This window comes from Kitasatospora sp. NPDC059146 (genome assembly GCF_042786665.1).
Classification (GTDB): domain Bacteria; phylum Actinomycetota; class Actinomycetes; order Streptomycetales; family Streptomycetaceae; genus Kitasatospora.
In genome coordinates this window covers 1-24,556 of record NZ_JBHZCY010000001.1, presented here as the reverse complement: position 1 = coordinate 24,556, position 24,556 = coordinate 1, and the positions used below count along the sequence as shown (strand labels likewise).

General features: G+C 74.3%; 21 protein-coding genes and 1 pseudogene. 9 read left to right on the top strand and 13 right to left on the bottom strand.

The window, feature by feature from the left end; genetic code table 11:
• Nucleotides 1–68: 68 nt before the first annotated feature.
• Complete coding sequence (locus ACFXPX_RS00110) at nt 69–1,184, top strand: alpha/beta hydrolase (protein ID WP_380638831.1); 1,116 nt, start codon at nt 69–71, stop codon at nt 1,182–1,184.
• A gap of 8 nt (nt 1,185–1,192) precedes the next feature.
• On the opposite strand, the gene ACFXPX_RS00105 is transcribed toward ACFXPX_RS00110, so the two are convergent.
• From ACFXPX_RS00105 to ACFXPX_RS00095, 3 genes and pseudogenes are all read right to left on the bottom strand, one after another.
• Nucleotides 1,193–1,909 (bottom strand): DsbA family oxidoreductase, encoded by a 717-nt coding sequence (locus ACFXPX_RS00105; RefSeq protein ID WP_380638829.1) that lies wholly within the window; start codon nt 1,907–1,909, stop codon nt 1,193–1,195.
• Between the two features lie 92 nt (nt 1,910–2,001).
• Nucleotides 2,002–2,559 (bottom strand): GNAT family N-acetyltransferase, encoded by a 558-nt coding sequence (locus ACFXPX_RS00100; protein ID WP_380638827.1) that lies wholly within the window; start codon nt 2,557–2,559, stop codon nt 2,002–2,004.
• A 181-nt stretch (nt 2,560–2,740) separates the two neighbouring features.
• Nucleotides 2,741–3,112: pseudogene (locus ACFXPX_RS00095) on the bottom strand (MerR family transcriptional regulator); the annotation flags it as partial.
• Nucleotides 3,113–3,267: 155 nt separating this feature from the next.
• On the opposite strand from ACFXPX_RS00095, the gene ACFXPX_RS00090 reads away from it, so the two are divergent.
• Nucleotides 3,268–4,248, top strand: coding sequence for an oxidoreductase (locus tag ACFXPX_RS00090; protein WP_380594943.1), 981 nt, complete (start codon nt 3,268–3,270; stop codon nt 4,246–4,248).
• 62 nt (nt 4,249–4,310) lie between these two features.
• Here the strand turns inward: ACFXPX_RS00090 and ACFXPX_RS00085 are convergent, their stop codons facing one another.
• Together ACFXPX_RS00085 and ACFXPX_RS00080 are read right to left on the bottom strand one after the other, a co-directional pair.
• Nucleotides 4,311–4,694: a hypothetical protein gene (locus ACFXPX_RS00085; protein ID WP_380638825.1), complete on the bottom strand. Its 384-nt coding sequence runs from the start codon at nt 4,692–4,694 to the stop codon at nt 4,311–4,313.
• 254 nt (nt 4,695–4,948) lie between these two features.
• Nucleotides 4,949–5,665 (bottom strand): chitinase, encoded by a 717-nt coding sequence (locus ACFXPX_RS00080; RefSeq protein ID WP_380524077.1) that lies wholly within the window; start codon nt 5,663–5,665, stop codon nt 4,949–4,951.
• Between the two features lie 276 nt (nt 5,666–5,941).
• Between ACFXPX_RS00080 and ACFXPX_RS00075 the strand changes: the two genes are divergently transcribed.
• Nucleotides 5,942–7,972, top strand: coding sequence for a hypothetical protein (locus ACFXPX_RS00075; RefSeq protein WP_380638823.1), 2,031 nt, complete (start codon nt 5,942–5,944; stop codon nt 7,970–7,972).
• A 21-nt stretch (nt 7,973–7,993) separates the two neighbouring features.
• Here the strand turns inward: ACFXPX_RS00075 and ACFXPX_RS00070 are convergent, their stop codons facing one another.
• On the bottom strand, nt 7,994–8,185 hold the full coding sequence (locus ACFXPX_RS00070; RefSeq protein ID WP_375889049.1) for a DUF6011 domain-containing protein: 192 nt from the start codon (nt 8,183–8,185) through the stop codon (nt 7,994–7,996).
• Between the two features lie 43 nt (nt 8,186–8,228).
• Between ACFXPX_RS00070 and ACFXPX_RS00065 the strand changes: the two genes are divergently transcribed.
• On the top strand, nt 8,229–9,026 hold the full coding sequence (locus tag ACFXPX_RS00065) for a TetR/AcrR family transcriptional regulator C-terminal domain-containing protein (RefSeq protein WP_375889051.1): 798 nt from the start codon (nt 8,229–8,231) through the stop codon (nt 9,024–9,026).
• On the opposite strand, the gene ACFXPX_RS00060 is transcribed toward ACFXPX_RS00065, so the two are convergent.
• Nucleotides 9,013–9,432, bottom strand: a complete 420-nt coding sequence (locus tag ACFXPX_RS00060; RefSeq protein ID WP_375889053.1) for a winged helix-turn-helix transcriptional regulator — start codon at nt 9,430–9,432, stop codon at nt 9,013–9,015. The two genes, ACFXPX_RS00065 and ACFXPX_RS00060, sit on opposite strands and share 14 nt — an antisense overlap.
• Nucleotides 9,433–9,542: 110 nt before the next feature.
• Between ACFXPX_RS00060 and ACFXPX_RS00055 the strand changes: the two genes are divergently transcribed.
• Both ACFXPX_RS00055 and rarD read left to right on the top strand, forming a co-directional pair.
• Entirely contained in the window at nt 9,543–10,430 is an 888-nt protein-coding gene (locus tag ACFXPX_RS00055; protein ID WP_380524072.1) for an SDR family oxidoreductase, read from the top strand.
• 202 nt (nt 10,431–10,632) lie between these two features.
• A complete protein-coding gene (gene rarD, locus ACFXPX_RS00050; RefSeq protein ID WP_380638821.1) occupies nt 10,633–11,610 on the top strand; it encodes an EamA family transporter RarD in 978 nt (325 codons plus the stop codon).
• Here the strand turns inward: rarD and ACFXPX_RS00045 are convergent.
• From ACFXPX_RS00045 to ACFXPX_RS00035, 3 genes are read right to left on the bottom strand one after another with little or no spacing between them, the layout of a single operon-like run.
• Nucleotides 11,600–12,595, bottom strand: coding sequence for an ABC transporter permease (locus ACFXPX_RS00045; protein WP_380638819.1), 996 nt, complete (start codon nt 12,593–12,595; stop codon nt 11,600–11,602). The two genes, rarD and ACFXPX_RS00045, sit on opposite strands and share 11 nt — an antisense overlap.
• Nucleotides 12,582–13,625 carry an ABC transporter ATP-binding protein gene (locus ACFXPX_RS00040; RefSeq protein ID WP_375889061.1) on the bottom strand — a complete coding sequence of 348 codons (1,044 nt, stop codon included), beginning with the start codon at nt 13,623–13,625 and terminating at the stop codon, nt 12,582–12,584. The genes ACFXPX_RS00045 and ACFXPX_RS00040 overlap by 14 nt, the downstream gene beginning before the upstream one ends.
• Before the next feature lie 3 nt (nt 13,626–13,628).
• Nucleotides 13,629–14,954 carry an outer membrane lipoprotein carrier protein LolA gene (locus tag ACFXPX_RS00035; RefSeq protein ID WP_380638817.1) on the bottom strand — a complete coding sequence of 442 codons (1,326 nt, stop codon included), beginning with the start codon at nt 14,952–14,954 and terminating at the stop codon, nt 13,629–13,631.
• Between the two features lie 181 nt (nt 14,955–15,135).
• On the opposite strand from ACFXPX_RS00035, the gene ACFXPX_RS00030 reads away from it, so the two are divergent.
• Together ACFXPX_RS00030 and ACFXPX_RS00025 are read left to right on the top strand one after the other, a co-directional pair.
• A complete protein-coding gene (locus ACFXPX_RS00030) occupies nt 15,136–17,742 on the top strand; it encodes a bifunctional FO biosynthesis protein CofGH (protein ID WP_380638815.1) in 2,607 nt (868 codons plus the stop codon).
• Nucleotides 17,743–18,013: 271 nt separating this feature from the next.
• On the top strand, nt 18,014–19,129 hold the full coding sequence (locus ACFXPX_RS00025) for an ADP-ribosylglycohydrolase family protein (protein ID WP_375889069.1): 1,116 nt from the start codon (nt 18,014–18,016) through the stop codon (nt 19,127–19,129).
• A 188-nt stretch (nt 19,130–19,317) separates the two neighbouring features.
• On the opposite strand, the gene ACFXPX_RS00020 is transcribed toward ACFXPX_RS00025, so the two are convergent.
• The 3 genes from ACFXPX_RS00020 to ACFXPX_RS00010 form a co-directional block, all read right to left on the bottom strand.
• Nucleotides 19,318–19,527, bottom strand: coding sequence for a DUF397 domain-containing protein (locus ACFXPX_RS00020; protein ID WP_350505095.1), 210 nt, complete (start codon nt 19,525–19,527; stop codon nt 19,318–19,320).
• On the bottom strand, nt 19,524–20,387 hold the full coding sequence (locus ACFXPX_RS00015) for a helix-turn-helix domain-containing protein (RefSeq protein WP_375889071.1): 864 nt from the start codon (nt 20,385–20,387) through the stop codon (nt 19,524–19,526). Before ACFXPX_RS00015 ends, ACFXPX_RS00020 begins: the two co-directional genes overlap by 4 nt.
• A gap of 596 nt (nt 20,388–20,983) precedes the next feature.
• On the bottom strand, nt 20,984–21,736 hold the full coding sequence (locus tag ACFXPX_RS00010; protein ID WP_375889073.1) for a GPP34 family phosphoprotein: 753 nt from the start codon (nt 21,734–21,736) through the stop codon (nt 20,984–20,986).
• 297 nt (nt 21,737–22,033) lie between these two features.
• On the opposite strand from ACFXPX_RS00010, the gene ACFXPX_RS00005 reads away from it, so the two are divergent.
• Nucleotides 22,034–24,466 (top strand): D-alanyl-D-alanine carboxypeptidase family protein, encoded by a 2,433-nt coding sequence (locus tag ACFXPX_RS00005; protein WP_380638813.1) that lies wholly within the window; start codon nt 22,034–22,036, stop codon nt 24,464–24,466.
• Nucleotides 24,467–24,556 lie beyond the last annotated feature (90 nt).

The window sequence follows — 24,556 nt, the reverse complement described above, 5'->3', positions numbered from 1 at the left end:
GTCCGGTGCGTGAATTCCCTGCCGCCCCAGCTGCAACCGAACACCCGTTTCCACCCGTTTCAGCAGGTGTGAAGCTCACCGGCACTCCGTTCTTCGTCCTCGCGCTGCTCCTCCTCCCGCTCTCCGTGGGCCTGCTGATGTACCTGTGGAACCGGGTGCGCGGCCCGCAGGCCCTGCGGTTCGGGTCGCGGCTGCTGATGGTGGCCTTCGCCCAGATCACGGCGGTGACGCTGGTGTTCGTGCTGGTGAACAACGACAACCAGCTGTACGGCAGCTGGGACGACCTGCTCGGCACCGGCAACCACGTGCGCGCCGTGCCCGTGCCGCCCCCGGCGGACGCCACGGCGGCCGCGAACGCGCCCGACCAGCCCAAGGTGGTGCAGCAGTTCGGGCCGGTGGACGACAACGCCGTGCCGAAGGACGTGAAGACGACCCAGCTCAAGGGCCGGGTGTCCGGGGTGGACGGTGAGGTGCTGGTCTGGACGCCGCCGCAGTACGACGACCCGGCGTACAAGGACAAGAAGTTCCCGGTGGTCGAGCTGCTCGCGGGCTTCCCCGGCTCCTCCAGCGCCTGGTTCGGCAGCATGAACGTCTCCAAGCAGCTGGGGCCGCTGATGAAGTCGGGGCAGATCGCGCCGTTCATCCTGGTCTCGCCGCGGGTGGTGCTGCTCGGCAGCCACGTGGACACCGGCTGCGCGGACGTGCCGGGCAAGGTCAACGCCGAGACCTGGCTGGCGCGCGACGTGCCGCAGATGGTGCTGGACAACTTCCGCGCCGAGCCCGGCCCCGAGCGCTGGGGGGTGGCCGGCTATTCGGCGGGTGCGCACTGTGCCGTCCGGCTCGCGCTGGGGCACCCGAACCGCTTCCACGCGGGTGTCAGCATGTCCGGCTACAACGACCCGATGGGCGAGAACGACTCGCTGACCGCCAAGGACGGGCACCTGCGCGAGGTCTCCAACCCGGTCTACCTGCTCCAGCACGCGCAGACGCCGCCCAACGTGGCCCTGTACATGACCGGGAAGAAGGGCGACGGCCTGGAGGACGCCCAGGCGCTCCAGAAGAACGCCAAGGCGCCGACCACCGTCACCCCGGTGGAGGTCAACGGCCCGCACCTGACCTCCACCTGGCAGCCGCTGGTGCCGTCGGTGTTCACCTGGCTCACCCAGACCATCGGGAAGAGCTGAGCGGGGTGTTACCGCTGCGGCAGCTCGCAGCCGTCCGGCCCGCAGGCCTCGGCGTCGCCGGACGCGCCGACCTGGACCAGCGGAGCCGGCACCCGGCTCTCCCAGGCCTGCTCCAGCGCCATGGTAAAGGTCTCGGCGGGCTGGGCGCCGGACACCCCGAGCCGCCGGTCGAGGACGAAGAACGGCACGCCCGTCGCCCCCATGGCGCTCGCCGTCGCCTCGTCCTCGCGCACCGCCTCGGCGTAGGCCTCCGGGTCGGCCAGCACCGCGGCCGCCGCCCCGCCGTCCAGTCCGGCCCCGACGGCCAGCTCGACCAGCCGCCCGGGGTCGAAGGCGGAGCGCTCCTCGGCGAAGTTGGCCCGGTACAGCGCGTCCAGCAGCTCGGCCTGCCGGCCGTGCTCGGCGGCGAAGTGCAGCAGCCGGTGCATGTCGAAGGAGTTCGCGGCGTCCCGGCCCTCGTCCAGGTACGGCAGGCCCTCGCCGCGCGCGTTCTCGGCGATCCGGGCCTCGGCGGCCTCGGCCTGCTCCAGGCTCAGCCCGTACTTGGCGGCGAGCAGCGGGATGAGCGGGCGGGCCGCGCTCGGCGCGTCGGGGTCCAGCTCGAAGGAGCGGTGGACGACCTCCACCTCCTCGCGGTGCGGGAACGCCGCCAGGGCCCGTTCGAACCGGGCCTTGCCGATGTAGCACCACGGGCAGTTGATGTCGCTCCAGATCTCCACGCGCACGGCGCCGCACTCCTTTCGTCGCGCAGGGCTGTCCCGCGTCGATACCCGGGGGAACGTGCTCCTGGACCTGAATATTTCTCGTTCTGAAATATTCAGGTCCGGGGGTCGGCGAGCGCCCGCTCGTAGCGGCTCATCCACAGGACCGGGACGTCCTCCCGCCGCTGCCCCGGCAGGCCGAGCCACCGGGCGTCGCCGCGGTGGGTGAAGCCGCGGTGCTCGTAGTAGTCGCGCAGTGAGCGGTTGTGGGAGACGCAGTCCAGGCGCAGCGCGGCCGCGCCGCGTTCGCGGGCGCGGTCCTCGGCCCAGGCGAGGATCACCCCGCCCAGGCCGCGGGCCGACCGGCGGACGGCGAGCCGGTGCACGTAGCCGGCCGTGCCGCCGACGTCCGCCCACAGTTCGTCGGCCCAGTCCAGGGTGACCGTTCCGGCGGTCTTGTCGCCGACGTCCACCAGCCAGGTCTCGCCGCGTTCGATCGCCGCGGCCACCCAGGTGGGCGGGAAGCGGTCCGGCCACTGGCGGATGCCGCGCCCGCCCAGCCAGCCGGCCGCCTCGTCCAGCACCTCCAGCACCTCGCCGGTGTCGGCCGGGGTGGTGGGCCGGAACGACACCCGGTCGCCGGCCCACTCGATCGGAGCGTTCGTCGTTGCCACAGTCCTACCGTCCTGCCGTTTCGGGTGCGAAGGCCGATGCGGGATCCCCCGCCGTCCAGCGTTCCGGCCCCGCCGGTTCTTCCGGCGCCTCCGGCGGCCCCGGGGTCCCCGGTGCCTCTGGGGCCTCTGGGGCTCCCAGCGCCCCCGGGGCTCCGGGTGCGGGCGGGCGGCCCGGGCGGACGGTCGGGTCCCAGAGGCCGGTGGCCTCGCCGCGCGCGAGGTGCTCGGCGTAGACGGCGGTCTTCCAGGCGATCACCGAGCGGCACTCCTCCAGCGCCCGGATCCGCTCGTCGACGCGCCGCTGGTGGGCGTCGAGCAGGCGCAGCCGCTCGGCCTCGTTGCCCGGGCCCCGGCGCACCAGCTCGGCGAAGTGCCGCAGCTCGGCGAGCGGCATGCCGGACTCGCGCAGCTTGACGCAGATCCGCAGCCACTCCACGTCGAAGGCGCTGTAGCGCCGGCGGCCGCCCGCGCTGCGCCGGACCGGCTCGACCAGCAGGCGCTCGCGCTCGTAGAAGCGCAGGGCGTCCACGCTGAGCCCGGTCCGCTCCGCCACCTCGCCGATGCCCAGCACCGCCCCGCCGTCCCCGGCCCCGGCCCCGTCGCCGCCGCCGTCGCCGCTCCCGCCCCCGTCATCCGCCATGCCGCCCAGCCTAGTTCGGAGGCGACGGACTTGAACTGGACCGCACTCCAGCTCCTACCGTCCTCGCCATGACCACCGATGACCAGCGGCCGCTCGGCTCGCCCTTCTCCGCCACCAGCACCGCCGAGGCCGTCACGGCCGGCCTCGACCTCTCCGGCCGGACCGCCGTCGTGACCGGCGGCGCCTCCGGCCTCGGCCTGGAGACCGTACGGGCCCTGAGCGCGGCCGGAGCCCGGGTGATCGTCCCGGCCCGCCGGCCGGAGCACGCCCGCGACGCGCTGCGCCACCTCGACGGCTGCGAGGTCGTGCCGGCGGACCTCACCGACCTCGACAGCGTGCGCGCCGCCGCCGAGCTGATCGCCGGGGCCGCCCGGCACGTCGACCTGCTGTTCGCCGTCGCCGGGGTGATGGCCACCCCGGAGCGGCGCGTCGGGCCGGGCTGGGAGGGTCAGTTGGCCGCCAACCACCTCGGGCACTTCGCGCTCGCCCGCGCGCTCCACCCGTTGCTCGCGGCGCGCGGGGCCCGGGTGGTCGTCAACAGCTCGGCCGGGCACGCCCTGACCGACATCCGCTGGCACGACCCGCACTTCCACGACGGGTACGACAAGTGGCTCGCGTACGGCCAGTCCAAGACCGCCAACGTGCTGTTCGCCGCGCACCTCGACGTGCTCGGGCGGGCGGACGGCGTCCGGGCCTTCGCGCTGCACCCCGGCAAGATCATCACCGGCCTCCAGCGGGAGCTGACGCTCCGGGAGCAGGTCGAGCGCGGCTGGGTGGACGAGCGGGGCGCGGTCGTCGGGGCGGACTTCAAGTCCCCCTCCCAGGGCGCCGCCACCGGCCTGTGGGCGGCGACCTCCCCCCTCCTCGACGGCCGGGGCGGGCTCTACCTGGAGGACTGCGAGGTCGCCCGCGTCGCCGCCCCCGGGGAGGCGATGGACGACGGCGGCGTCCGCGCGTACGCCCTCGACCCCGGTTCGGCGGCCCGCCTCTGGGACGTCTCCCTCGCCGCGACCGGAGCCGCCCCGATCACCCGTGGTCGAGCCCGCTGAGCCCGTCGAGCCTGCTGAGCTGTTGAGCCCGCCGAGCCCGGCCGAACACGCCGAGGCGCCCGCTACAGGCAGACCCAGCAGTACAGCCGTTCGCCCGCCGCCCGCGCCCGGCGGGCGAGGGCGATCAGCTCCCCGGCCGGCGGGAGCAGATCCGTCGGATCCGCCCCGCCCCACTCCTCCGCCTCGGCCCACTGCCGGACGGCCTCCGGTATCCGGTCGTCGCGGACCTCGGCGAGCGCGTCCCGGGCGGCGTCACCGAGCTCGAACGCCCACGGGCCGGTCGCCCACGGGTCGTCCTCGTCCCAGGGCCCGTCCGGGCCGGGTTGCGGAGCGGTCGGCCAGATCGGCGTGTCCTCCACCAGGTCGACCCGCCACGGCTGCGCCAGGATCGCCGCGACGAGCTGCCCCAGCACGACGCCCGGGTCGATCCGCTTGGCCTCGACCACGTCGAAGTCCGGTGGACGGCGGCCAACGAGCCGTCGGCCGCCGCCAACGCCCGCACCACCGTCTCCGCGTCAGGTGCGCGGAAGTAGTCCGTCAGCACGCCCATCCAGGCCGCCCCCTCGTCTCGTTGCCTGGGGGCAGTCCAGCAGACGCCACTGACACCGTTCACTCGATCGGCTGACGCGCGGAACGGGAAGTCGGCCGGGTCGACTTCCCGTTCCACGGACGGGCCCGTCGGGCCGTCGGGCGGCGCGGGTCAGCAGGAGATGTTGCCGCCGCCGACGCTGGTGCCGAGCACGCCGACGAACTGCTTGAACAGGTTGATCCGGTCGTTGCGCTCGTCCGGGTTCTTGCCGTTGCACTCCAGGTCGCCGTTGATGCTGCGGATGGTCTCGCCGAAGCCCCGGTTGTTGACGATCGCGTCGTGCGGGGTCACGGTGCCGGCGCCCTTCTGGGTGTCCCAGAACCAGAGGCCGGTCTTCCAGGCGACGGCCGGGTCCTTCTCGACCTTGTACGGGTCGTGCAGCAGGTCGATGCCCAGGGCGTCGCCCGCGGCCTTGTAGTTGAAGTTCCAGCTGATCTGCAGCGGCCCGCGCCCGTAGTAGGCGGACTTCCCGGCCGGACAGCCGTAGGGCTGGCTGGTGTCGCAGTAGTGGCTGTAGTTGGCGGTGTTCTGCTCGACGACGTAGCGCAGCCCGCCGGTCTCGTGGCTGACGTTGGCCAGGAAGGCGGCGGCCTCGCGCTTGCGGGTGGCGTCGTCGCCGCTGGTGGCGAACTTCGGGTAGGCGCCCAGGGCGTCGGTGAGGCCCTTGTACGTGTAGAAGGAGTTCCGGTTCGGGAACATCTTGTTGAACTGGGCCTCGCTGACCACGAAGGACGCCGCGGAGGCCGGTGTGGCGACCGGTCCGGTCAGGGCGAGGGTGCTCAGCACGGCGGCTGCGGCGAGTGCGGAGAGGGTGCGGGAGAGCTTCATCGTTCCTCGTCAGGCTCGTCAGGGATGGGGTGCGCAAGGTGCTTCGCTCTCGAAGCACCGGAGCCATCGTGCTGGCCGCCAACCCCTACCTGAGCCCTTCTCAGGTCTAAACCACTCGTAAGGGTCGCATCAGAAGGGTCGTCACGGGCGGGGCAGTTGTCCGCCGCGCCCGTCGCGGGGTGATCATCGGCCAGTCATACGCACCGGATAACCTCGTCCGCGCACGAGGACCGAGGAACCAGCGAACACCGCGCGACCGCGACCGGGGGACAGGGCATGGCGCACACCGACGACGACGGCGACGAACGGCTGGCGGCCGAGGGCGAGGTGGCCGTCGCCCGGCTGGCGATCGACTCCGGCGACCTCGACCACGCCGCCGAGCACCTCGCCGACGCCATCCTCGCCGACCCCCAGCTGCCCGAACTGCACGAGGCCCTGGCCGAGTTGTGCGCCGCCACCGGCGGCCCGGCCGCGGCCCGCGAGCTGTTCCCGCTGGACGGCGAGGTCTACCTGGGCACGGTCGTCTGCCGCGCCCACGTGGAGGCCGCCGCCGGGGACTGGGACACCGCCGTCGGCCTGCTCGCCTCGGCGATCCAGTACGAGCCGGCCCGCCCCTGGGCCCACACCGCGTGGCTCGCCCGCGAGGACCTGCCCACCCTGGTCGACCCGGACGCCGTCGCCCAGGCGGTGGCCCGCGCCGCCGGAGCGCTGCCGGACCCGCTGCCCACCGAACTCGCCGACGCGGTCAGGCCCTTCGAGCGCTTCCTGCGGGCCGTGGTGGACCGCCACCCCGACCACCCGCTGCTGCTGGCGATGGCCTCCGGCCTGACCCGCCGCTTCGGCGCCACCACCCGCGCCGTCGAACTCGCCGAGCGGGCCCACCGGCTGGCCCCCGACTACCTGCCCGCCGTGATGCTCGGCAACGCCCTGCGCGCCGACGGCCGCCCCGAGCACGCGCTCGCCGTCTGGGAGGCCGAACTGGCCCGGGTCGCACCGGCCGAGGGCAACTCCAGCGGCTACCTCGCCGTGGACGTCGCCGAGCTGTACGGCTCCCTCGGCCGACCCGCCGAGGGCATGCCCTGGCTGGAGCGCGTCCTCGCCGCCGAACCCGGGCACCCCAAGGCCGGCCCCGCCCTGTACGGCCTGCGGCACGCCGTCGACGGCGAGGCGGTCCACCTGCTCGCCCTCGCCGACCACCACCGGGACCACCCCGACCACGCGTACGCCCAGGACCTGCTGGAGCGGCTCAGCCACCGGGAGTCCTGGCTCGGGATGGTCACCGGCACCACCGAGGCGACCGTCAACGTGCTGCACCAGGTGCTCGGTTCGTCCGGCGCCGGACGCGACACCGAGGTCGACTGCACCGCCTCCGCCGTCGAGCCGCCCAGCTCGATGCTGGCCGTGCACCTCGCCCTGCCGCGCTCCACGGTGTCCTACCGCTCCGTCGGCGAGCCCGACCCCCGGCTGCCGCTGACCGAGCCCACCACCCGGATCTGGGCCTGGGACGGCACCGACCCGCGCCCGGCCGTCGCCGCGCCCGCCCCGGCGAGCGCCGACCTCGTGCGCGCCACCGCCGAGATCGTCTGGCCGACCGTCCCCGCCGCCTACGACCACGCCGTCCGGCTGGCCGGGCTCCCGCTGGACGAGCTGCTCGGCGTCCTGGTCCACCCGCCGCTGCCGCGCGAGGACGACCTCGGCCGCGCGCTGCTCGCCCACCAGCCCGAGCTGTGGGTGCGCGCCGTCCAGGCCTTCGCCTGCCTCGGCATCGCCCACCACCGCACCGACCAGCCCTGGGAGGGCTCCGAACGCCGCCGGGTGCTGCGCGACCTGCTGCTCGGCCCGGAGGACTGGGTGGTCGAGGCGGCCGGGTTCGCCCTGGTCGCGATCGGCTGGACCCACCCCGCCGCCCGCGCCGACGTCGCCGCACTGCTGCGGCAGCGGCTGCACTACAGCGCCCGGGCGAGCCGCAGCCGGGTGGTGACGATCCTGCGCTCGTACTGCGCCCTGGTGCTGGCCGCGCCGTGGGTGGAGCGGTCCGACCGCGAGCTCGCCCGGCGACTGCTGGCGGCGGCCGAGGCCCAGGACGCCCGGGACGGCGAGGACGGCGAGGACGCCCGGGACGGCGACGACGGCCGGGACGGCGGCGACAGCGCGGCCGCCGAGGACGCGAAGGGGGCCGAGGAACCCGGGGGCGCCGACGCGCCCGGCCCGGCGGCGCCCGAACCCCCGCAGCGGCGGCGACAGCGACCGGCCGAGCCGGGCCGGGCCCGCCCCGGCCTGCTCCGCCGCCTCTTCGGCCGACCGTAGGGCCCGTCCTCGAACCCCGCCCTACACGCCCGGCAGGGTCTCCTGGTCCACCTCGAACCGGGCGACCCGCTCCGCCGGGTCCCGGCACTCCGGCCCCAGCCGGAGCATCCGCGACTCCGGGTCGTGCAGCGGCCGGTGGCAGCGCCGACAGGTGACCCGGGGGCGGAGGACCTGGGCGGTGTCCGTGCCGGGAAGCGGCTCAGTGCTGGTCATGGGGGAGACGGTAACCGCCGCCTCCCGTGGGAGGATCCTCCGCATGGCCACCGACCGCAGCAGCGCCGACCGCAGCGGCGCCGACCGCAGCGGCGCCGGAGACCCGGCGCGCACCCTCGCCCTGCTCTGGGGGCTCACCGCCGAGGAGAAGCCGGGCCGCCGCGGCCCCCGGCAGGCCCGGTCGACCGGCGAGATCGCCGCCGCCGCCGTCGCCCTGGCCGACGCCGAGGGCGTGGAGGCCGTCACCATGCGCCGGGTCGCCCAGGAGCTGGGGCTGTCCCCGATGGCCCTCTACACCTACGTGCCGGGCAAGGCCGAGCTGCTCGACCTGATGCTCGACACCGTCTACGCCGCCGTGCCCCGCAGCGCCCCGGCGGACGCGGGCTGGCGGGCCCGGGCCACCGCCGTCGCGGACGACAACCGGGCGCTGTTCCGCGCCCACCCGTGGGTCGCCGCCGTCTCCACCAGCCGCCCGCCGCTGGGCCCCGGCCTGATGGCCAAGTACGAGTACGAGCTGCGCGCCCTGGAGGGCACCGGCCTGCCCGACGTCGAGCTGGACGCCGCGCTGACCCACCTGCTCGGCTTCGTCCAGACCTGCGCCCGGATGGCCGCCGACGAGCGGGCCGCCCAGCAGGACAGCGCGATGACCGACGCCCAGTGGTGGCAGGCCAACGCCGAGCTGCTGGCCCGGGTCTTCGACCCCGAGCGCCACCCGGTGGCCGCCCGGGTCGGCGCCGCGGCGGGCGAGGCGCACGGCGGCGCGTACGACCCGGACCACGCGTACGCCTTCGGCCTGGCCCGGGTGCTGGACGGGCTGGAGGCCCTGATCAGGGAGCGGTAGCCCGCCCGTCGTACTCCTCGCGCGCCGCGACCACGGCGCCCACCCGCTGCTCCGACCAGTGGGCGAGCGCCGCGACCAGCTCCGCCGCCTCCCGGCCGAGCGGGGTGAGGCTGTAGTCGACCCTGGGCGGGATCACCGCGTGCGCCTCGCGCAGCACGAAGCCGTCCCGCTCCAGCGTCTGGAGGGTCTGGGCGAGCATCTTCTCGCTGACCCCCGAGACCTGCCGCCGCAGTTCGCTGAACCGGTAGCCGCGCTCGCGCAGCGCGCCGAGGACGAGCACGCCCCAGCGGCTGGTGACGTGCTCCAGCACGCCCCGGGACGGGCACATCCGGTCGAAGACGTTCGCCGGGGGCGGCACCGCGTCGACCGGTGCCCCGCCCACCATGCGCAGGGTGCTTACCTTCATGTCAGTACCCTACTTCGAAGTGCGTACTTTCGAAAGGTTAGTGCCAGCCCTAGGGTGAGTGTCGAGGCCAGAGGCCATTCGAGGTCGGACACCATCCAGAGGAGCACCCCATGTACGTCGTCACCGGAGCCACCGGCCAGCTCGGCCGCCTCGTCGTCGAGGGCCTGCTGGCCCGGGTCCCCGCGGGCGAGGTGGCGGTCGCCGTCCGCTCCGCCGGGAAGGCGGCCGACCTGGCCGCGCGCGGGGTCGACGTCCGGGTGGTCGACTACGACCGGCCGGAGAGCCTGGCCGGCGCCTTCGCCGCCGGGGACCGGGTGCTGCTGATCTCGGGCAGCGAGGTCGGCCGCCGGATCCCGCAGCACCGGGCCGTGGTCGAGGCCGCGCGGGCCGCCGGGGTCGCCCTGCTCGCCTACACCAGCATCCCGGCCGCGGCCACCTTCCGGCTGGCCGACGAGCACCGGGCCACCGAGGAGCTGGTCCTCGCCTCCGGCCTGCCGTACGCCTTCCTGCGCAACGGCTGGTACACCGAGAACTACCTGGGCGACGCGGCCGGCACGGTCGAGCGCGGCGTGGTGCTCGGCAGTGCCGGGGACGGCCGGGTGGCCACCGCCCCGCGCCGGGACTACGCCGACGCGGCGGTCGCGGTGCTGCTGGGCGACGGCGCGGGTGGCGGCGAGGGCGAGGGCGCCCGGGGCCGGGTGTACGAGCTGAGCGGCGACACCGCCTGGAGCCTGCCCGAGCTGGCCGCCGAGCTGGCGCAGGCCTCCGGCAAGCCGGTCGCGCACCGCGACGTCACCCCGGCCGAGCACCTGGAGGTCCTGGTCGGCGCGGGCCTGCCGCAGGGCTTCGCCGAGGCGCTGGTCGACGTGGACGCGGGCATCGCGCGCGGCGAGCTGGCCGGTACTCCGGGCGACCTGGCCCGGCTGATCGGCCGCCCGACCGCCCCGCTGGCGCAGTCCGTCCGCGAGGCGCTGGCCGCCCGGTCGACCGGCGCCTGACACCGGCGCCTGACACGGGCGCCCGAAGGGCCCCTGACCGGCGCGGACACGGCGCCGCCGCCGGAGTCCGACCGGCACGGACGCCGGAGCCGTCCAGCATGCAAGCAATGTCATGACCAAAATCCGGAAACGGAGATGACAGTCTGCCCTCCCGCCCGCTACCGTCGCATCGATATTCGCGCGCGCGGGAGGGCACTCGGCCATGCCACAGACGACCCAGCAGGACAGCGGCCGAGGCCTCTGGTACGGCACGGCGGCCTACGGGATCTGGGGGATCTTCCCCCTGTTCTGGCCGCTGCTGGAGCCCGGCGCCGCCGACGACATCCTGGCCAACCGGATGGTCTGGTCGCTGGTCGCGGTGGTGCTGATGCTGGTCGCCCAGCGGCACTGGAGCTGGATACGCCCGCTGCTGCGCCAGCCCCGTCGGCTCGCCATGCTGGCCGGCGCGGCCACCGTGATCTCCGTCAACTGGGGCGTCTACATCTGGGCCGTCAACAACGGCCACGTGGTGGAGACCAGCCTCGGCTACTTCATCAACCCCCTGGTCACCATCGGCTTCGGCGTCCTGGTGCTCAAGGAACGGCTGCGCACGGTGCAGTGGACGGCCGTCGGCATCGGCGCCGCCGCCGTCGCGGTGCTCACCGCCGCCTACGGGCAGCTGCCCTGGGTCGCGCTCACCCTGGCGCTCTCCTTCGCCACCTACGGCCTGGTGAAGAAGCAGGTCGGGCTGAGCGGGCTGGAGAGCCTGGCCGCGGAGAGCGCCTTCATGTTCCCCTTCGCCCTCGGCTACCTCGTCTACCTGGAGGTCAGCGGGCGCGGCACCTTCGGGCACACGGTGGCCGGCTCGTACGGCTGGGGGCACTCCGCGCTGCTGGTGGTCAGCGGGGTGATCACCGCGATCCCGCTGCTGTTCTTCGGCGCGGCCGCCGTCCGGGTGCCGCTGACGGTGCTCGGCCTGCTGCAGTACCTGGCGCCGGTGTTCCAGTTCCTGATCGGCGTCGCGGTCTTCCACGAGTCGATGCCGCCCGCGCGCTGGGCCGGCTTCGCCCTGGTGTGGGCCGCCCTCGCGCTGCTCACCTGGGACGCGCTGCGCCAGGTGCGGGCGGACCGTGCGGGGCGGGCCGCGGCCGTGCCGCGGCCCGCCCCGGCGGGGGCGGCGAAGGAACCCGTCAGGCGCTGATGTCGCGGCTGGTGAACCGGGCCCAGGCCGCCGAGCCGAACACGGCGACGTAGGCGGCCTGGAGGCCGAGGTCCTTCCACACGCCGTCCCAGTACATCGGCTCGCGCAGCAGGTCCGAGAAGCTCGTCCAGTAGTGGGTGAACAGGAACGGCCGGACCGCGTCCAGCTGCGGGAAGGCGTCCAGGATCTGCACCGTGATCACCAGTCCGACGGTCGCGGCCATCGCCGCGATGCCGCTGCCGGTGAGGGTGGAGACGAACAGCCCGATCGCCACCAGCCCGGCCAGCGAGGCGGCGACCACCCCGGCCACCAGCACCGCCCGCAGCAGGGCGTCGCCGAAGCCGATGGTGTCCCCGGAGATCAGGGTGACCTCGCCGAGCGGGAACAGGGCGGCGCCGGCGGCCAGCGCCGTCACCGCGACCGCCGCGGTGGCGGCCAGGCAGAACACCAGCCCGGCGGTGAACTTGGCGGCCAGCAGCCTGGTCCGCCCGGCGGGGGCGACCAGCAGGTAGCGCAGCGTCCCGGTGGCCGCCTCGCCCGCCACCGAGTCCCCGGCGACCACGCCGACCGTCATCGGCAGGAAGACCGGCAGGGCCACCGCCAGCGCGGTGAACACCAGGAACAGGCCGTTCTGGGTGGTCTGCGCGATGAAGCTCGGCGCGCCGCCGCCACCGCCGTGCGGACTGTCGGTGTTGAGCTTGACGATCACCCCGATCAGGACCGGCAGCGCCGCCAGGATGCCCAGCAGCACCTTGGTGCGCATCCGGCGGAAGGTCAGGTGCAGTTCGTTGCGGAACAGCGCCAGGAACCCGGACGCGGTCTGCGGCCGCCGCCCGGCCACCAGCACCGTCCCGCCCACCGTCGTCCCGCCCGCCGTCGACCGGCCCGCCGTCGACCCGCCCGCGGCCGCTCCGCCCGCGGCCGCTCCGCCCGTGGCGGCTCCGGCCGTCGCCGTCCCGCCCGCCGAAGCCTCAGCCCGCGACATCGAAACCCTCCCCGGTCAGCGCCACGAAGGCGTCCTCCAACGTGCCCCGCTCCAGCCCGAACCCGTGCACCCGGACCCCGGCCTCCACCAGCGCCGCGCACAGCTTGGGCAGCGCCTCGTCGCCGCTCGCGCCCAGCTCGCCGTCGACCCGGCCCTCGCCGGGCACCAGCGCGCCCACCTGGTGGGCGGCCAGCACCTCGGCGGCCTGCGCCACGTCGGGGGTGCGGACCACCAGCCGGCCCTGGGCCCGGGCGGCCAGCTCGGCCACGGTGCCCTGGACGACCAGCCGGCCCCGGGACATCACGGCCGCGTGGGTGCAGACCTGCTCGATCTCGTCCAGCAGGTGCGAGGAGAGGAACACCGTGGTGCCCTCCGCCGCGACCTCCCGCACCAGCGCCCGGATCTCCCGCATGCCCTGCGGGTCCAGCCCGTTGGTCGGCTCGTCCAGCACCAGCAGCTCGCGCGGCTGCAGCAGCGCCGCGGCCAGGCCCAGCCGCTGCTTCATGCCGAGCGAGTAGGCGCGGGCCTTCTTCCCGGCGGCGGCGCTCAGGCCGACCCGCTCCAGCGCCGTCCCGACCCGCTGCCGGCGGGTGCGCGGGTCGGCGGTCGGGTCGGCGGCGTCGAAGCGGACCAGGTTGTCCCGGCCGGAGAGGAAGCCGTACAGCGCCGGGCCCTCGATCAGCGCGCCCACCCGGGGCAGCACGGTGGCGACGGACTGCGGCATCGACTCGCCGAGCACGGTGGCCGTGCCGGAGGTGGGGGCGATCAGGCCCATCAGCATCCGGATGGTGGTGGTCTTGCCGGAGCCGTTGGGGCCGAGGAAGCCGAACACGGAGCCGCGCGGCACGGCCAGGTCCAGTCCGTCGACGGCGAGTTGGCCGCCGCGGAAGCGCTTGGTCAGGCCGCGGGTCCTGATCACGTCGTCGGTACGGGGGGCCTCGGGGGCGGAAGGAACGGGGGCCGGGCGCGACGCGGCGCCCGGACCCCCGGCCGACTCCGTAACGTCCCCCGTTACGGGAGCCTCGGTCATCCGTCAGTTCACCCCGGCGGCGTGCTGGAGGACCGGCAGGGTCACCGCACCGGCGAAGACCCGGCCGTCGTCGGTGAGCAGGACGTTGACGACCTTGGTGCTGATCAGGGTGCCGCCGCCGACCGGCTTGCCGAGCGACTTCACCAGCGCCTGCGGGTTCATCGACCGGCTCTGGTGCTTGCCCTGCTTGCCGTCGCCCTGCTTGCCGTCGCTCTGCGGGCCGCCGAAGGGCGCCCCGGTGCTGCTGGGCAGCTGGGTGGAGACCACGGCCGTCCAGCCCTCGCCGATCACGTTCACGCCGTCGTGGCCCTTGGCCCGCTCGCCCGCCTGGCCCTGCCCGCCGGCGGCGCCCTGGGCGCCCTGGTCGCGGGAGCCGTGCGCGCCCTCGGCCCCCGCGTCCGCCTTCTGCTCCGTCACCTTGGCGCCCTTGGGCACGGTGAAGTCGAAGGTCTTGGCGGCGGGCTTGGCGAAGGACACGTCGGTGAAGTGCACGTCCAGCACGGTGGAGCCGTCGGTGGACTTCACCACCACCGCGAGCGGCACCCCGTTGTCGGCCGCCACCGAGATCCGGACCTCGGAGATCGTCGAGCCGGCCTGGGTCGGCTTGACGCTCAGCCGGTAGGCCTTCTGCCCGGCCACGTCGGCCGTTCCGTCGACGGTGACGGAAGTGGTGCCGGCGCTCCCGGTCAGGAACTGCTTCGCGGCCTCCTGCGGGGTGGTCGGCACCCCGGTGAGCGGGCCCTTCGGCTTCCCGGCGGGATCGGCGTGATCGGCGGGACCGGCGTGCCCGCCCGGACGCCCGGTCAGGTGCAGGGCGGTGTTGGTCGAGCTGTCCCAGGCCCAGCTCTGGTCGCCGTTGCGGACCAGGGTGTAGCCGGCCATGTTCTCCATCAGGTCGACCCGCTGACGGTCCGGGCCCTCCACCGCGACCCGCAGCGTCCGGTCCCCGCCGAGCAGGCCGAGCAGCTTGGCCTGCGGGTCCGCGCCCGCGCCGCCCCCGTCGCTCCCGCCGCCGTGTCCGGCCGCCGCGCCGAGGCCGCCCGCGGCCGCGCCCAGCAGCTGGCTGGGCACCCCGAGGTCGGTGGAGACGGAGACCGTCCCGGACAGGGTCTGGGCGTCCGAGCCGAGCACCTTGGCCACCACCTGCTCGGCGGACAGCTGCGGCAGGTCCGGTGGCGAGTCGGCGGCCAGCGCCGGCACCAGCCCGACCCCGGCGGCGATCGCCGCGACCACCGCCGCCGGCACCCCGACCCGCACCAGGGTGCGCCGCCGTGAGCGGTACGGCACCCCGCCGTCCGAACGGTCTTCCCCCGCCGTCCCATTGGTCATGGCGTCCTCAACTCCTCTACGAACCCGTGCGATTGGCCCTGCACCTCCATTAGAGGCCGGTACCGCCGCCACGTCATCGCCCTGCAGGGGCACTTCGAGGTGAACCTGGCGGGTACGCCGACCCTGAGACGGCCTCAGGGTTGGGTCATCCCGTCGTACCACCCTGGCGTAGGGTCGCGCCATGGACGGAACCGCAACGGACGCAAGCAACCCTCCGACCGCGAACGCCATGCGGCGCGCCCTGCGCCGCGCCCGGGACGGCGTGGCCCTCGACCCGACCGAGGCCGCCGTCCTGCTCCAGGCCAGAGGCGAGGACCTGCGCGACCTGTGCGCGAGCGCCGCCCGGGTGCGCGACGCCGGCCTGGAGGCGGCCGGCCGTCCCGGCGTCATCACCTACTCCAAGAGCGTGTTCATCCCGCTCACCCGGCTCTGCCGCGACAAGTGCCACTACTGCACCTTCGTCACCGTCCCCGGCAAGCTGCGCCGGGCCGGGCACGGGATGTTCATGTCCCCGGACGAGGTGCTGGAGGTCGCCCGGCGCGGAGCCGAACTCGGGTGCAAGGAAGCCCTGATCACCCTCGGCGACAAGCCCGAGGACCGCTGGCCCGAGGCCCGCGAGTGGCTGGACGCGCACGGCTACGACGACACCATCGCCTACGTCCGGGCCATGTCCATCCGGATCCTGGAGGAGACCGGCCTGCTGCCGCACCTCAACCCCGGGGTGCTGAGCTGGACGGACTTCCAGCGCCTCAAGCCCGTCTCCGCCTCGATGGGCATGATGCTGGAGACCACCGCCACCCGGCTGTGGAGCGAGCCCGGCGGCCCGCACTTCGGCTCCCCGGACAAGGAACCCGCCGTCCGGCTGCGGGTGCTGGAGGACGCGGGCCGCAGCTCCGTCCCCTTCACCAGCGGCCTGCTGATCGGCATCGGCGAGACCCACCAGGAGCGCGCCGAGGGGCTGTTCGCGCTGCGCAAGGTCTCCCGGGCCTACCACGGCGTCCAGGAACTGATCCTGCAGAACTTCCGGGCCAAGCCGGACACCGCGATGCGCGGCATGCCCGACGCCGAACTGGACGAACTGGTCGCCACGGTGGCCGTCGCCCGGCACCTGCTCGGCCCGACCGCCTGCCTCCAGGCGCCGCCGAACCTGGTCGACGGCGAGTACGAGCGGCTGATCGCCGCGGGCATCGACGACTGGGGCGGCGTCTCCCCGCTCACCCCGGACCACGTCAACCCCGAGCGCCCCTGGCCGCAGATCGACCGCCTCGCCGAACGCTCCGCCGCGGCCGGCTTCGAACTGCGTGAGCGCCTCGCCGTCTACCCCGAGTACGTGCTGCGCGGCGAACCCTGGCTGGACCCGCGGGTGCTGCCGCACGTCCGCGCCCTGGCCGACCCGGCCACCGGCCTGGCCGACCCGGACGCGGCCGTCCTGGGCCGCCCCTGGCAGGAGCCCGAGGACCTGCCCGAGTCGTACGGCCGGACCGACCTGCACACCGCCGTCGACACCGAGGGCCGCACCGGCGACCGCCGGGCCGACTTCGAGGACGTGTACGGCGACTGGGAGGTGCTGCGCGAGCAGGTGCTGGCCAAGGGCGCGCCCGAGCGCCTCGCCGGGGACCTGCGCGAGGCGCTGGCGGTGGCCGCCGACGACCCGACGAAGCTCACCGACGACCACGCGCTGGCGCTCTTCCACGCCGACGGCCCGGCCCTGGACGCCCTGTGCCGGATCGCCGACGACGTCCGCAAGGCGGCGGTCGGCGAGGAGGTCACCTACTGCGTCACCCGGAACATCAACTTCACCAACGTCTGCTACACCGGCTGCCGCTTCTGCGCCTTCGCCCAGCGCCGCACCGACGCCGACGCCTACACCCTCTCCCTGGAACAGGTCGCCGAACGGGCCGCCCAGGCCTGGGAGGTGGGCGCCACCGAGGTGTGCATGCAGGGCGGCATCCACCCGGACCTGCCCGGCACCGCCTACTTCGACATCGCCCGCGCGGTGAAGGAGCGGGTCCCCGGCATCCACGTGCACGCCTTCTCCCCGATGGAGGTGGTCAACGGGGCCACCAGGACGGGCCTGTCGATCCGCGACTGGCTGCAGCGGGCCAAGGAGTCCGGCCTGGACACCATCCCCGGCACCGCCGCCGAGATCCTCGACGACGAGGTCCGCTGGGTGCTCACCAAGGGCAAGCTGCCGGCCGCGACCTGGGTCGAGGTGGTCAGCACCGCGCACGAGCTGGGCATCCGCTCCTCGTCCACCATGATGTACGGGCACGTGGACACCCCCGCGCACTGGCTCGGGCACCTGCGGCTGCTCGCCGAGATCCAGCAACGCTCGCTCGAATCCAACAGCGGTGGCGGCTTCACCGAGTTCGTCACCCTCCCGTTCATCCACACCAACGCCCCGGTCTACCTGGCCGGCATCGCCCGCCCCGGCCCGACCGCCCGGGACAACCGCGCCGTGGTCGCGATGGCCCGGCTGCTGCTGCACCCGCACATCCCCAACATCCAGACCAGCTGGGTCAAGCTGGGCGCCGAGGGCGCGGCCGAGATGCTCCGCTCCGGTGCCAACGACCTCGGCGGCACGCTGATGGAGGAGACCATCTCGCGGATGGCCGGCTCGGCGTACGGCAGCTACAAGTCGGTGCGCGACCTCCAGGCGATCGCCGAGGCCGCCGGCCGCCCGCACCGCCAGCGCACCACCCTCTACGGCGAGGTGCCCGCCGAGCGGCGGGCGGCGGCGCTCGCCTCGGACGGGCACCTGCCGGAGCTGCTGCCGGTCCTGGACTGAGGCCGGGCGCCGGGAACCCCGACCCCCGGCCGCCGTACGGGCGGCGGCCGGGCGGGACCGTACGGTCGGGGGACCGGGCGGGGCAGGGGCCGTGCGGGTAGGGACCGTACCGGCGGGGGCCGGGCAGTGGCCGGGCTGGGGCCGGGCAGGGGCGGCGGACTCCGTGGGACGCCGTCCTTCCGTTCGAACCTTCGAAGTACAGTGCCAGGGCGCGTCGGCGGCCGTGGTGTCGCACGCGGCCCCCGACCCCGACGAAAGGCGCCCCGTCGTGATGCCACTGTGGTCACGAGCCCAGCAGCAGGACTTCCGCAGCCGGGTGCGCGGCTGCCTGCTCGGCGGTGCCATCGGTGACGCGCTCGGCGCCGGCGTCGAGTTCGAGCACCTGGAGAAGATCCGGGCCCAGCACGGCCCGCAGGGCGTCACCGGCTACCTCCCCGCCTACGGGCGCACCGGCGCCGTCACCGACGACACCCAGCTCAGCCTGTTCACCGTGGACGGCCTGATCCGCGCCCACATCCGGCGCGACACCGGCAGCTGGCACCCGCCCACCGACCTGCACCTGGCCTACCTGCGCTGGGCCGCCACCCAGCGCGACTGGGGCCCGGACGAGCGCCGCCCCGACCTCGGCTGGCTCGGCCGCGAGGAGTGGCTGTACGCCCAGCGCGCCCCCGGCCAGGGCTGCCTGACCGGCCTCACCGGCCCGGACGGCGAGCGCCTCGGCACCCTGGACCGGCCCAAGAACCCGCACTCCAAGGGCTGCGGCACGGTGGTGCGGGCGGCGCCCTTCGGGCTGCTCACCACCTGGGAGCCGGGCCTGGTGTTCCAACTCGCGGTGGAGTGCTCGGTGCTCACCCACGGCCACCCCACCGGCTACCTCGCGGCGGGCGCCTTCGCGGTGATCGTCCAGGCCGTCGCCCGCGGCGGCACCCTGGAGGAGGGCGTGCACCTGGCACTGGCCCTGCTCTCCGAGCGGCACGCCCACGAGGAGACCACCGCCGCGCTGCGCGCCGCACTGGACGCGGTCCGGGCCGGCGAGCCGTCCGCCGAGCGGGTCGAGGCCCTGGGGGAGGGCTGGGTCGCCGAGGAGGCGCTGGCCATCGGGGTCTACTGCGCGCTGGTCGCCCACGACGTCCGCTCGGGCCTGCTGCTGGCCGTCAACCACTCCGGGGACAGCGACTCCACCGGTTCGATATGCGGCAACCTGCTCGGGGTGCTGCACGGCGACACCGCGCTGCCGCCGGGCCTGGTGGCCGGGCTGGAGGGGCGCGGCGCGATCCTCGAACTCGCCGACGACTTCGCCCTGGAGCTGATGCACGGCACCGAACTGCACGACCGGCAGAGCCCGGAGGGGGCCGACTGGGCGGTCCGCTACCCGGTGGCGCACTGAACGGCGGCGCTCCGGCCGCCGCCTTCGTGTAGGGCGCCTTGGTGAAGGGCGCGTTGGTGAAGGGCGCCTTCGTGAAGGGCGCCTTCGTGAAGGACGGCCCCCGGAACGGCAGTTGCCCGTAGCGCCGACCGCCGCCGCTCGGGGCGACGCACAGCGCTACGGGCAACTGGGCCGAGCACGGATCCCGTTCAGACCTCGCCGAAGGCCCCCGCCGCCGCAGCGGACGCGAAGGCGTTCCAGGCCTGGGTGGAGAAGCGCAGCTGCGGACCGGCCGGGTCCTTGGAGTCCCGGACCGCGACCGCTCCCGCAGCCGGTCCGGCGATCTCCACGCAGGCGCCCTGGCCTCCGCTGTGACTGCTCTTGCGCCAACGGGTTCCGTGCTCGGCGGGGGTGCTCATTCGTGGTATCCCTTTTCGATGTCGGCTATCAGCGACCGGCTCTCCGCGACACCGAGTGCGGCCGCTCTCAGGTAGTCGTACAGACCGGTATAGCGGCGCACATCGGTCTCCTTCTCCAGGTAGAGATCGCTCGTCACACCTTCGAAGTAGACAACCGTGGAATCGGCTGACTCCGGGAACTCCAGCAGGGAGAATGTCCCGGTCATACCGGGGTGGGCGCCGTGCGAGAACGGGATCACCTGGATGGTGATGTTCGGGCGCAGGCTCAGCTCCAGCATCTGCCGCAGCTGGCGGGCCATGATCTCGCGACTGCCGACCTCGCGGCGCAGCGCCGCCTCGTCTATGACGGTCCACAGGCTGCCGAGCTGGTTCTCGCCGTGGACGCGCTCCTGGCGCTTCATCCGCACCTGGACCCGGCGCTGCACCGCGATCGCGTCGGTGTCCGGCTGGGTGCCCTCGACCACCGCCTGCGCGTACTGCTCGGTCTGCAACAGGCCGGGGATGAAGGAGGACTCGTAGGCGCGGATCGAGGAGGCCTCGGCCTCCAGCCCGATGTAGACGCTGTACGGGGTCGGCATGTCGTTGAAGTCGTGCCACCAGCCGCGCTGGCGGGACTCCTTGGCCATCTCCATCAGGCTGCCGCGCATCTGCTCGTCGGCCACGTTGTACACGTCGCAGAGGTCGCGCACGTCGCGCTGGCTGATGCTGCGGCGGCCGTTCTCCAGGCGGCTGATCTTCGACTGGGAGACCATCAGGCGGCCGGCCACCTCCTCCGCCGTCATCCCCAGGCCCTCGCGGAGTTTGCGCAGCTCGGAGCCGAGGCGTCGGCGGCGCACGGTGGGATTGATGTTCGCGGACACGTCGACCTCCGGCCGAACCTCTGGTGATCGTTGGAACGGCAGCCCTCGGAACACTTCGGACATTGGGACCAACCCCCCTGACTTGGAGCAGCATGTCACCTTGGGCCAGGTCGGCGCCGGGGAATCACAGCAGCGCGGTAGAACAGATCATCGGAAAAGCGCGTCTGTGAGACAGCGGAAGCCCCCAGGTGGTAATGCGGCTCGGCGACTCGAACCGGTAGTTGCGGTGGGCCCCCACGGGCCTGCGGGAACGGCAGAGGGGCGGTCGCCGGGCGACTCGCGTCGCGGGGCGACCGCCCCTCTGTGCTCCTGGTGCTTCTCGTGCTTCCGGTGTGCCCGATGCCTCCGGCGGTGCCGGTGGTGCGGGTGGAACCGGTCGTCCTGATGGTGCGGAGAAGTGCGAAAGGTCGTTCAGCGCCGCCGAGGGGCGCGAACGGTGCGCCGTGCGCTGCCGGGCGTTCCCTCGGACCTTCCGTCGGACCTTCCGTCGGACGTGCCGTCGGACGTGCCGTCGGATGTGCCGTCCTCCGGGGCGTCGTCAGGGTCGTCGGACGTGCCGCCCGGGTCGTCGCCCGGTACGGGTCCGGCGGCCCGGGTCAGCGCACCCCGACCCGCGGCGCGGGGACCCGCCCGCCCGGGGACCGGCCCGTGGCACGGGCACCGGAGCGACCGGAAGCGGCCCCGGAACCGGCCCCAGGGCCCTGGGATGAACGGTTCTGCTGCGCCGGCAGGCCGTTCTGCACGTCCATCACGGCATGCGCGACCATCCCGCCCAACGGGTCGTACCGGATCAGGTCGCGCAGCCGCGACCGTGAGGACCGGCCCTCGTTGCCCGGGTACAGGTGCTTGCCCAGCCCCACCGAGTGGGCGAGGGCCGCCAGCGCGGCCGTCCGCGGGTCCGGCGGCACGCCGGTGCGGATCGCGGTGTCCAGCCGCTGCTTGATCGCGGCGTTGGTGCAGTCGTCGGACGCCTGGTACCGGGTCGTCGGCAGCACCCCGCACACCTGCCCCGGCACGGCCGTGACCATGCCGCAGCGCTCCAGGTGCGCCAGGTACGTCTGCCGCAGCCCCAGCCGGGGCCCGCCGATCCAGTGCGCCGCGCGGACCGGACTGCCGCGTCGGCGCAGCAGTTCCAGTGCGTGGTCGAGGGTCGGGTCACCGGTCGGTCGTGCGAGCACGACGGCGATCCGGTCACCCTCCGGTACGATCCGTCCGGCCAGGGACAGCTCGACGAGCTGGGCCCCGGCGAGTCCGAGGTCGAGGGTCTGCGGCTGCGCCGTGGTACCCGTGGTCGGGTCCAAAGCGAGCAGCAAGAGTTCCTCGGGAACAGTTCTGCGGCTCTTGCCCATCCAAGCCTCCCCGCGTGGATGAGAGACAGGGTGACGCCTCTCACACGGGCTTGTCGAGTACGCCTCCGAATCGTGACCTTGCGGTGAAGGCGCGGAACCGGCGGCCTCGGGCCCGGCGTCTGACCCTTGAACAGACCGCGTTGCGGCCGTGCGGCGGCAATAAGCCCCGGTCGGGCGGGGTGTGCGCGGCCGGACGGCCGTCGGTGGCGGAGACTGTACAGGTACACGGGGCGGGGCGTCGGCTTCCCGAAATCGGGTCTGCCGGTGCCCCGCCGGGCGTTGAGGAGGCTGGGATACGTGGGCGAGTCCCCCGACAGGGTGCTGAGGGACGGCGAGCGGGAGCGGGAGCGGGACCGCGAGCGCGAACGGAAGGGCGAACGGGAGGGTGCGGCGGTTGCCGGGGCGTCAGCCGGGGCCGTCCGGTCCTCGGCCGACGCCTCGACCGAGGCCGCCGCCGACGCGTCCGCTGACGCCTCGCCCGCCGCTGGCACCGCTGCCGACACCGCCGCCGGCACCTCGGCCGACTCCTCCGTGGACGGGCCGAAGGCGGGCACCAAGGGCGGCCCGACGGTGGAGCTCCGTGTCCGGGATGTGGACAGTCGGACGACCATGCTGCGGCTGCCGACGGACGATCGCACCACCGCCCTGCGGCTGCCGGTGGACAACCGGACCACCGCGCTGCGCCTGCCGGAAGAGCTGCGCAAGCGCGCGGACGAGGGCGGTTCCGGCGGCGGCGCGCAGAAGGAGAAGGACGCGCCGGAGACCGACGGTGAGAAGGGGAGCGCCGAGCGGACGCCCGTCGCCGACCCGCGTCTCGCCATCCGGACCACCGCGGCGGCGGAGCCGGTCGGCAAGGTGGGCAAGGCCGACGAGGCCGGCACGGCGGACGAAGCCGACGAGGCCGACGAGGCCGACGGGCCCGATGAGGCGGCGAAGGCCGAGAAGCCGGCGGAGGCCGAGAAGCCGGCGGAGGCCGAGAAGCCGGAGAAGGCCGACGCGCCCGAGACCCCCGGAGCTTCCAAGACCTCCGAGACCTCCAAGGCCTCCGAGACCCCCGACGCCACCGCGCCCGTCGCACTGACCGGGAACGGGCAGCCCGGTCAGCGCTCGGGCGGGGCGGGGCAGTCGGGCCGGTCCGAGAAGCTGGAGAAGCCCGCCCCGCTCCGCACCCCCGCGGCCCCGGCGGCGCCGCCCGCCGCCGGCAGCGTCCCCGAGCCCCCGGAGCCCGCTCCGCTGCCGGAGCCGGACCCGGCCCCCGAACCGCTGCCCCGGCCGGCCCCGAAGCCGGCCCCCACCCCCGCCCCCGCGCCGACACCGCTGCCCGAGCCGGACCGGCGGCCGGTGCCGCCCGTCCCGCCGCTGCCCCGGCCCGAGCCGCTGCCCTCCCAGCAGGTGCCGCCGCGGCCGGAGCCCCGGCCGACTCCGGAGCCCCAGCCCCAGCCCTCGCCGGAGAACACCGCCGAGGCGATGGAGGTGCTCGCCACCCTCAACGCCCGCCCGGTCTCGCCGCTGCGCCGCGCGCTCAAGCGGGTCACCATCTGGACGGCCTTCCTGGCCGTGGTGCTCGGCGTGCTCGTGGTGGGCCAGCTGCTGCGCCCGCTGCCGGACCCGAAGCTGCGGATGACGACCGCGGGCAGTTTCAGCTTCGCCGGCGACCAGTTGGACCTCGCCTGGCCGGCCAAGGGCCAGTCCGCCGCCGAGGTGGTCGGCGTCGGAAGCCTGGGCACCTCGGGTCAGGAGGCGCCGGCCTCGATCGCCAGCGTCACCAAGGTGATGAACGCCTACCTGATCCTGCAGAAGTTCCCGCTCAAGAAGGGGGAGAGCGGCCCCAAGATCAAGGTGGACAAGCAGGCCGCTCAGGAGTCCGGCAACGCCGACGAGTCCCGGGTGACGCTCGTCGAGAACCAGGAGCTCACCGAGTACCAGGCGCTGGAACTGCTGATGCTGCCGTCCGCCAACAACGTGGCCCGGCTGCTCGCCCGCTTCCACTCCGGCTCCGAGGACGCGTTCGTCAAGCAGATGAACGACACCGCGGCCAAGTTCGGCATGACCAACACCACCTACGCCGACCCGGCGGGCTACAACGCGGACACCAAGTCCACCGCGAAGGACCAGCTCAAGCTGGCCGAGCAGGTCATGCAGGACGACATCTTCCGGCAGATCGTCTCCACCCCGGACACCACGTTCAACAACGTGAAGATCTCCAACACCAACAACCTGATCAACCCGAAGACCGGCGTCATCGGCGTCAAGACCGGTTCCAGCACCCCGGCCGGCGGCTGCCTGATGTGGGCCGCCTACAAGGAGATCGGCGGTGTGAAGCGGCTGATCCTCGGCGTCACCCTGGGCCAGCAGGCCACCAGCCCGAACCCCGGTGACGGCATCCTGCCGACCGTGCTCAAGGTCAGCGGCAAGCAGATCCAGGCCGCCCAGAACGGGCTGACCGGCCAGACCGTGGTGAAGAAGGGCGACGTGGTCGCCAGCGTGGACGACGGCCTCGGCGGCAAGGTCTCGGTCGTCGCCACCAACGACCTCGTGGTGCCCGGCTTTCCGGGCGTCACCGGCACCGTCACCCTGGACCCGTCCGCCCTGGGCCACAACGAGAAGGCGGGCAAGGAGGTCGGCACGCTGCGCGTGGGCGCGGGCGACAGCCGGACGGAGGTCCGGGTGGCCCTCCAGAGCGACCTGAACCCGCCGTCCATCGAGTCCCGCCTGCTGCGCCTGCTCTGACCGTCCCGGCGCGGGGGGAGCCGGCTCGCCCCGCGGCCCCCCCCCGGGGGCCCCCGCCCCCCCCCCGCCCCCCCCCCGCCCCGGCCCGCC